This is a genomic window from Nocardioides humilatus, assembly GCF_008373755.1.
Taxonomy (GTDB): domain Bacteria; phylum Actinomycetota; class Actinomycetes; order Propionibacteriales; family Nocardioidaceae; genus Nocardioides; species Nocardioides humilatus.
On sequence record NZ_VUJV01000112.1, the window covers coordinates 1 to 465 of the forward strand.

Here is a 465-nt window from a genome sequence, read left to right on the forward strand (position 1 = left end):
TACAAGAGAGGGTGCCGGGACGGGGTTAGGAGTTAGGACAGGCTAGGGGCTGGTCGGGAGCCGGGACGCTAAACGCGATAAGAGTAGTGACGGTAAGTGGTGCCGTAGGGCAGGCGGCCGCTGCTGGTGGACGAGTAGGAGTAGCCTCCGGGACCGCCGAGGTTGCTGGAGCGTTCGCTGGTGTAGGAGTAGCCCCCGGGGCCGCTGCCGGTGCGGCGCTCCACCGTGTTGCTGTACGAGCTGCGCTGAGGCAGGCCGCTGCCCGCCGAGCGCTGGCTCGTGCTCGAGTACGAGTACGAGTACTGCTCCTCGGCACGACGTGGCGCGATCGGGTCGCGGTCCACCACCACGTAGTGCCGCGGCGTCGTCACGCTGTAGGTGGACCTGTAGGGCCGACGCGTCGTGTAGAAGTCACTCTCGTATACCATTGTTAATGCTCGTGTTATCGTTCGGGTTTCACTCGCG

At 64.9% G+C, this 465-nt stretch carries 1 protein-coding gene; it reads right to left on the reverse strand.

Translation table 11 applies throughout. From position 1 onward, the window contains the following. Nucleotides 1-68: 68 nt before the first annotated feature. Nucleotides 69-428 carry a hypothetical protein gene (locus tag F0U44_RS24175; protein WP_149730614.1) on the reverse strand — a complete coding sequence of 120 codons (360 nt, stop codon included), beginning with the start codon at nucleotides 426-428 and terminating at the stop codon, nucleotides 69-71. Nucleotides 429-465 lie beyond the last annotated feature (37 nt).

Coding starts and splice junctions, on each gene's coding strand:
- F0U44_RS24175 (WP_149730614.1), bottom strand. CDS start 428: ATGGTATACGAGAGTGACTTCTACACGACGCGTCGGCCCTACAGGTCC.